Below are 7,567 nucleotides of genomic sequence, written 5' to 3'. Positions count from 1 at the left end.
GCGCCGCGGAATATAAACGGAAAGCCAAGAACGTTATTTACCTGGTTTGGATAGTCGCTGCGACCGGTTCCCATCATCACGTCGTTTCGCACGCTTGCGACGTCTTCAGGGAAGATTTCCGGAGTCGGGTTAGCAAGCGCGAAAATAATCGGCTCGTCGTTCATCGATGCGACCATTTCTTTGGTTACGACGCCAGGCTTGCTAAGGCCTAGGAACATATCCGCGCCCTTCATCGCGTCCGCTAGCGTTCTATCTGCGGTTTCTAGGGCGAATTCTAGCTTTTCCGGAGTTAGATCGGTGCGGCCTTTATGGATCACGCCTTTGCTATCTACCATCACGATGTGTTTTGCGCCCAGAGCCTTGTACATTTTCGCGCATGCGATGCCTGCAGCGCCCGCGCCGCTAACTACGATTTTGATTTTTGAGATGTCTTTGCCTGAAATCTCCATCGCGTTTATTATGCCCGCGCTTGTTATCATCGCCGTGCCGTGCTGATCGTCGTGCATGACCGGGATATCGACTGCTTCTTGTAGTTTGCGCTCGATCTCAAAGCACTTTGGAGCGCGGATATCTTCTAAATTTATACCGCCAAATGTCGGAGAGAGCGCTTTGCAAATTTCAACGATCTTATCTGGATCGTGCTCGTCTAGCTCGATGTCAAAGGCATCTACGTTTGCAAATTTTTTAAACAAAACCGCCTTGCCTTCCATCACGGGTTTGCCCGCTACCGCGCCGATGTCGCCTAGACCGAGTACGGCCGTACCGTCGGTGATGACGGCTACTAAATTTGCTTTGTTCGTGTATTTGTAGGCTAGTTCGTTGTCGGCCTCGATCTCTTTACAAGGTACCGCAACGCCCGGCGTGTACGCCATAGATAGGTCTCTAGCCGTCGCGCATGGGGTTTTTACTTTTATCTCTATCTTGCCGCCCTCGTGATACGCGAGCGCCTCTTCGTTAGTTACGTGTGTCATTTATTCTCCTTTAAAATATTTTTTATTCGTTTTTTCGTCTCGTCCGCGCCCAAAACCTCGAGCACCTCAAATATCCCCGGGCTTACGCTATTTCCAGTTAGCGCGACGCGAAGCGCCTGAGCTAGGTCTTTTAGCTTTAAGCCGTTTGCTTCTAAAAATTTACCCGTCATCTCCTCGTAGCCTTTGGCGTCCAAATTTTCGCCTAAAATTTCGGCAAATTTAGCCAAATTTTCCTTGCTTTCGGGCGTGATAAATTTAGCATAGGCTTTCTCGTCGTATGCGCTTGGAGCGTTTATTATCGTTCTTGCGCTCTGGCTCATTTCAACTAGCGTTTTTGAGCGTTCGCGCAATGAATTTAACAGCACCTCGCCCTTTGGCATCGCTTTAAAATCTATGTCAAATTCAAGCATCTCTTTTGCTAGTCTCTCGTACGGCAGAGTCTTGATATAGTGGGCGTTTAGCCACTCTAGCTTGCTTGCGTTATAGGTGCTTGAGCTCTTGTTTATATCGTGCGGATCGAAATACTTTAGCATATCGTCCATGCCGAAAATTTCGTCGTTTCCGTGGCTCCAGCCTAGGCGCACGAGGAAATTTAAAAGAGCTTCAGGCAGATAACCCATGCGCTTATACTCCATCACGTCGGTCGCGCCGTGGCGTTTGCTCAGTTTGCTGCCGTCCTCGCCGTTTATCATCGCGACGTGATAAAATTTCGGCGCTTTAAAGCCCAGAGCATCGTATAGTACGATTTGCTTTGGGGTGTTTGATAGATGATCGTCTCCGCGGATGACGTCGGTTACGCCCATTAAAGCGTCATCTATCACGACGGTAAAGTTATACGTCGGCGTGCCGTCGCTGCGCGCGATGATGAAATCATCCAGGATATCCTCGACTCTAAATTTGACCTCGCCTTTGATGCCGTCGTCGATCACGATCTCGCCGCTTAGAGGCGCTTTGATACGGATGACGGGCTCGACTCCCGCAGGCGGAGTACCCGTAAATTCGCGGTAGCGATTGTCGTATTTGGGCCTCTCTTTTCTCGCTTCTTGCTCGGCGCGCAGAGCGTCTAGCTCGTCCTTGCTCATGTAGCATTTGTAGGCTTTGCCCTCGGCTAGCAGCTTTTGTACGTACTCTTTATACACGTCAAATCTACGCGACTGATACGTCACCTCGCCGTCGTGATCTAGCCCGCACCAGGCAAAGGCCTCTTTTATTGCTTGCGTGGCCTCCTCGGAGTTGCGTTTTAGGTCGGTATCTTCGATGCGCAGCAGAAATTTGCCGCCGTTTGCTCTAGCGTATAAGTAGTTATAAAGCGCCGTCCTAAGCCCGCCGATGTGCAAATATCCGGTCGGAGAGGGGGCAAATCTAGTTACTATTTGTGAATTTTGCATTAAATTTTACCTTTATAGCTTGCGCTTAAATTTAAAATGTTATAATGCTCAAATTATATTTACTTTAGACTTAAACAAAGGTTTTATATGTTAAAAAAGATCTCATTCGCCGCGTTTTTTCTCAGTTTTTGTATGGCTAACGCGAGCCAGATCTCAAACGGCATAGCCGTCATCATCGAAAACGAACCCATCACCGTAAACGAAGTGCGCAAAGCCGCCGCACAGCTGCAAACAAGCGAAGCCAACGCGCTAAATTTACTGATCCGCGATAGACTCGAAACCGCGCAGATCAAAAACCTAAAAATCGAAGCTAGCGACTACGAGCTAAATCAAAGGTTGCAAAAGATAGCAAGCGAGAGCGGTATGAGCGCCTCCGATCTGCGCTCGGCCGTGCTATCAAAGGGCGGCGACTACTCGCAGTTTAAAGACGACGTCGCAAAAAGCATAAAACAAGAAAAGCTATATCAAAGCATATTTGCCGAGGCTAAAATCAACATTTCAGAAAACGCCGCGAGAGCGTATTTCGAGCAAAATCGCGACCTTTTCGCGCACTTTACCGACGTGAGCGTGACTAGATACGTGGCGCCTTCGATGCAGCTTTTGGAGGCCGCCAGACACAGCTCCCCGATGAACACCAACCACAGCGTGCACATGGACGTGCTGGATCTAAAAAGCGAGCAGATCCCGCCTCAACTACGAACGATATTTCAGCAGACCCCGGACGGCACTTTCACGCAAATTTTCCAGACTCCCGAGGGCTTTGAGATGTTTTACGTAGCGTCTAAAAAGGGGCAAACGATGCCTGAATTTGACGAGGTCAGAGACGAAGCGATGAACGCGCTTTATAAACTCGAGCAAGACCGCGTCATCGGCGAATACTTCAACAAACTCCGCGCCAAAGCCAACGTCAAATACCTACGCTAAACTCAAATTTAAACGTAAATTTAAGCCGATTTGATTCGGCTTAATTTCTTTTATTTTCGGTCAAATTTGACCGATTTTTCTTTAAATTTAGTTTCTTACTTGCCCAAACCCGCACCTTCACGGCGTAAAATTTGATAAAATTCGCTCCAAACGTAAAATACAAAAGAGGCAAAATTTGAACATAAACGAAGCCATAGAGGCAACTAGAAAAAAGCAAAAAGAGTGCAGACGTGCGTTTGTAAAGTATCTATTTTTGGGGATCTTTTTTATAGCCATATTGCCGCTTAGCGGGATTTTCGTAGCGGAAAAAATTTTTAGAAGCGAATTAGGCGTAATATTTATCATCATCGGTTATATTCCAATTTTTATCGTCTCATGGGTGACAACTTGGTCTAATGTAATTGAACCATTATGGGTTTACGATGAATTTTACAAAGATGTTTATATTCGTACCATTATTTCGGATATAAACCAGGCTTTTAGTTATGAACCGTCGGCAGGGATTGGCCGTGAGGAATTTAAAAAGATAGGCATATATGCGCAAAATAAATTCCGCGCCGAAGATCAAATCAGCGGCATTTATAACGGCGTCAAATTTAGCTTAAGCGAAGCAATAAGGATACCGGGCGGAACTATCGTCGCCGGCACCGGCTGCTCTCCGGAAATAGCCGCAGTCCTTTTTGTTGCTACGGCTTTCTATACAATCTATAGCAATGCCCAGGCCTTTAGCGGTTCGGTCTTGGTCTGCGAGTTTTACAAGAAATTTAACGGTCAAACGATAGTGGCGAGCCGTACGCTAAATACTAAATTTTTAGGCGAAAAAGAGCAGATGGACGATACTCTTTTTAACGATGAATTTAGGGTTTTTACGGACGACAAGGTCGAAGCGAGGTATCTTTTGACGCCAGCATTCATGAAGCGCTTGAGAGAGTTAAAGATAAAATACGCCGCAGAGATGGGCGTGAGCGCGGCGTTTATGGACGATAAATTTTACCTATTTTTAAACGGAGCGGAAAATAAATTTGAAACAACTATCTTTTCGCTACCGCCTAGCCTTTATGACGTAAATCAGATAAAAAAGGAAATTTCAGATCTTTTATCTATCATAGACGAGTTAAATTTGAACCTTGATATTTTTAAGCAAGAGGCAAATTTGAGAGTTTAGGATTGCCGAAAATAGATTAGCGTTTTTGCGGTGCGGGTTTTAGTCGGTAAAATTTGCGCCAAACCTCGCTACGCACCGCTGCAAAATCTATCAAAATCAAAAAACCGAAATTTGACCGAATTTTACGCTGCCGCCGAGCTTGCGCATTTAAATTTATCCGCGTATCCTGCCGCAAAACCGTCACATCCACTCCAAAACCTGCGTGATATCGCCTGCAACGAAGCATTTTAGCCCCTGCGCGTCAAGCGGCTTAGACGGCACGATCGCATTTTTAAATTTCTGCGTTTTGGCCTCTTTTAGGCGCTGATCGAGGTTAAATATCTCGCGAATCTCGCCGTTTAGGCTAAGCTCGCCCATAAATACGCTCTCTTTGCTGATCGGACGATTTTTAAAGCTGGAAATGATCGCTGCGACCACGGCTAGATCGGCCGCCGTTTCGCTGATCTTGACCCCGCCGCTCACGTTTATAAAAACATCGTAGTGACCCAGCGGTATTTCGAGTTTGCGCTCAAGCAGCGCTAGCAGCATATCTAGGCGGTTTTTATCAAAGCCCGTGGAGCTGCGCTTAGGATACGCGCTCTCGCACACGAGCGCCTGGATCTCGACGCTAAGCGCGCGCGAACCCTCCATCGTGATGGTGATCGCCGAGCCGCTAGTAGCCTTGCCTCGCGTGAAAAATTTGCCCGCGACATCGTTGGCGCTGATTAGTCCGTTTTCGCTCATCTCAAAAATCCCCACTTCGCTAGTCGAGCCGAAGCGATTTTTAAATCCTCGCAACATACGCAGCTCGCGGCTGGAGTCGCCCTCGAAATACAGCACCACGTCCACCATATGCTCCAAAATTCGCGGCCCCGCGATCGAGCCGTCTTTCGTGATATGGCCGATGATAAAGACGCAGATGTTTTCGTTTTTGGCTAGGCGCATGAGCTCGAAGGTGATCTCGCGCACCTGCGATACGGAGCCCGGTGCCGAGGAGATTTTTTCGCTGTAAAGGGTCTGTATGGAGTCGATGACGAGGATTTTATACTCGTTTTTGCGCACTTCGGCTAGGATGTTTTCGAGTAAAATTTCCGTAAGCAGAAACAGCCCGTCTTTGACCGCGTCTAGGCGCTGGGCGCGCATTTTGATCTGGCTCGCGCTCTCTTCGCCGCTCACGTAGAGCGTCTTTTTGCCTTGGGCGGCGAAATTTGACGCGATTTTTAGCAGCAAGGTGCTCTTGCCGATGCCGGGGCTTCCACCGATCAGCACCAGCGAGCCCTCCACGACGCCGCCGCCAAGAACCAGATCTAGTTCGCTATTTTGCGTGCTGATGCGCGTGACTTTTTCGATCTCGACCTCGCTGATTTGCTTTGCGAGGCTAGGTTTTGCGGTACTTTTTGATATCTCTTTTAGCGTTTCTATTTGCTGTGCATTTAGCTCTAAAAAGCTATCCCAAGCCCCGCACTGAGGGCATTTGCCGACCCATTTACTCTGCTGATTACCGCAGGCTTGACACTCAAATACCGTTTTGATTTTCGCCATTTTTTTCCTTTGCGCGATTATACTTTAAAATGTTTAAATTTTACTCCGGCCGCGTGGCTAAATTTCAAATCGAAACACGCGCGCGCGAAAAATGAGCAAATTTAACTCAAATCAACGAAAATTCAACTTTATCTAAATACAATTTGTCAAATTTAAAACTAAAATGGAGCGAAAATGAAACAAAAGCTTAGCAAAAATCAGTTTTTAGTCATCTCGCTCACGCTTTTTGCCATGTTTTTTGGTGCGGGGAACTTCATCTTTCCGCCAAATTTGGGGCGAGAGGCTGGGCAGAATTTTTACGTCGCAATTATGTTTTTCTGCGCTACGGCGGTGCTTTTGCCGGTGCTTGGCGTCGCAGCGATCGCTAGGGCAAAAGGGCTTCAAAGCCTAGTGCGCCGCATAGATCCGGTATTTGCAGTGCTCTTTACCGCGCTTTTATACCTCACGATCGGGCCGCTTTTTGCGATACCTCGCGCGGCGAATATGCCTTTTGATATCGCTGTTAAGCCGTTTATTTCGGCTGAAAATTTGCAAATTTGGCTATTTTTCTACTCGGCGGCGTATTTTGCGTTAAATTATTACGTCTGTATGAATCCGTCAAAACTAGTCGATCTACTCGGCAAATACCTAACTCCGCTGCTTTTGGCGCTTATTTTACTGCTTTTTGGAGCGGGATTTTTGTTCCCGATCGGCGAGTTCGTCGCTCCTAGCGGAGACTACGCGCAGCGCGCCGCAGCTAAGGGCTTTGTAGAGGGCTATCAGACGATGGATGCGCTAGCTTCACTGGCGTTTGGTATCATCGTGATAAACGCTATCAGAACCGTGGGCGTAAAAGACGAGCGCCACTTGGTTTCATCGACGATAAAGGCGGGCATGACGGCGGGCGTGATTTTGATGGCGATTTACTTGATGCTGGGCTACTTGGGCGCGACATCGGCGGAGCTGTTTAAGGATGCGCCGGAGATAAACGGAGCTGAGTTGCTATCTCGCATCAGCGGTCATTATTTCGGCAAGGCGGGCGTTTTGGTGCTGGGTTCGGCGTTTTTCCTAGCTTGTATCACGACGACGCTGGGACTCATCAGCTCTGCTAGCGAGTACTTCGAGGAACTAACGGGCGGACGCGTCAAATATAAAATTTGGGTCGCGGCGTGGTGCTTGATCGGCTTTGGCGTGGCGAATTTCGGCCTCACGACCATCATCAAGGGCTCGATCCCGGTGCTCATCGCCATCTATCCGATCGCCATCATGCTCATCATCCTTTCGCTCATCAACCCGCTGATCGACTCGAGCAAGCTCATCTACCGCACCTGCGTCTACGTCTGCGTGGTCGTCGGCACGATAAACGGCCTTGATATCGCGGGCGTATCGGTGCCGCTAGTGACCGATCTCGTCAAAAAGCTGCCGTTTTACGACTCGATGCTGGGCTGGATCGTGCCTAGCGCGGTCGCATTTGCGGTGACTTACATACTGCACCTTGTGCTAGAAAAGAGAGAAAATACTTTTTAACTGCTAGCTGCAAAGCGCCGAGCTCGTAAGAGTTCGGCGCGCCGTCAAATTTACCCAGCCGTCAAATTTACCCAGCCGTCAAATTTACCCAG

At 48.2% G+C, this 7,567-nt stretch carries 6 protein-coding genes; 3 read left to right on the top strand and 3 right to left on the bottom strand.

What is annotated here, in order from left to right; translation table 11 throughout:
* Both Q0338_RS04290 and gltX read right to left on the bottom strand, forming a co-directional pair.
* The coding region (locus tag Q0338_RS04290) for a malic enzyme-like NAD(P)-binding protein (protein WP_298085681.1) at positions 1-971 on the bottom strand (971 nt) is incomplete at its 3' end.
* Positions 968-2,359 (bottom strand): glutamate--tRNA ligase, encoded by a 1,392-nt coding sequence (gltX, locus tag Q0338_RS04285; RefSeq protein ID WP_298085680.1) that lies wholly within the window; start codon positions 2,357-2,359, stop codon positions 968-970. The genes gltX and Q0338_RS04290, both read right to left, overlap by 4 nt.
* 87 nt (positions 2,360-2,446) lie before the next feature.
* Between gltX and Q0338_RS04280 the strand changes: the two genes are divergently transcribed.
* Together Q0338_RS04280 and Q0338_RS04275 are read left to right on the top strand one after the other, a co-directional pair.
* Entirely contained in the window at positions 2,447-3,283 is an 837-nt protein-coding gene (locus Q0338_RS04280) for a peptidylprolyl isomerase (RefSeq protein WP_298085679.1), read from the top strand.
* Positions 3,284-3,458: 175 nt separating this feature from the next.
* Complete coding sequence (locus tag Q0338_RS04275; protein WP_298085678.1) at positions 3,459-4,448, top strand: DUF3137 domain-containing protein; 990 nt, start codon at positions 3,459-3,461, stop codon at positions 4,446-4,448.
* Positions 4,449-4,628: 180 nt separating this feature from the next.
* Here the strand turns inward: Q0338_RS04275 and radA are convergent, their stop codons facing one another.
* Entirely contained in the window at positions 4,629-5,969 is a 1,341-nt protein-coding gene (radA, locus tag Q0338_RS04270; RefSeq protein ID WP_298085677.1) for a DNA repair protein RadA, read from the bottom strand.
* Between the two features lie 174 nt (positions 5,970-6,143).
* Between radA and brnQ the strand changes: the two genes are divergently transcribed.
* On the top strand, positions 6,144-7,475 hold the full coding sequence (brnQ, locus tag Q0338_RS04265; protein ID WP_298085676.1) for a branched-chain amino acid transport system II carrier protein: 1,332 nt from the start codon (positions 6,144-6,146) through the stop codon (positions 7,473-7,475).
* The last annotated feature ends 92 nt before the right edge of the window (positions 7,476-7,567 follow it).

Origin of the sequence: uncultured Campylobacter sp. (assembly GCF_938018145.1) — a bacterium.
Lineage (GTDB): Bacteria > Campylobacterota > Campylobacteria > Campylobacterales > Campylobacteraceae > Campylobacter_A.
Note: the sequence above shows the minus strand (reverse complement) of the source record. Positions and strands in the feature narration are given on the sequence as shown.

Bases quoted from the DNA above. Each gene is read 5' to 3' on its own strand.
- Q0338_RS04280 (WP_298085679.1), top strand. From the start codon at position 2,447: ATGTTAAAAAAGATCTCATTCGCCGCGTTTTTTCTCAGTTTTTGTATG.
- radA (WP_298085677.1), bottom strand. From the start codon at position 5,969: ATGGCGAAAATCAAAACGGTATTTGAGTGTCAAGCCTGCGGTAATCAG.
- brnQ (WP_298085676.1), top strand. From the start codon at position 6,144: ATGAAACAAAAGCTTAGCAAAAATCAGTTTTTAGTCATCTCGCTCACG.
- gltX (WP_298085680.1), bottom strand. From the start codon at position 2,359: ATGCAAAATTCACAAATAGTAACTAGATTTGCCCCCTCTCCGACCGGA.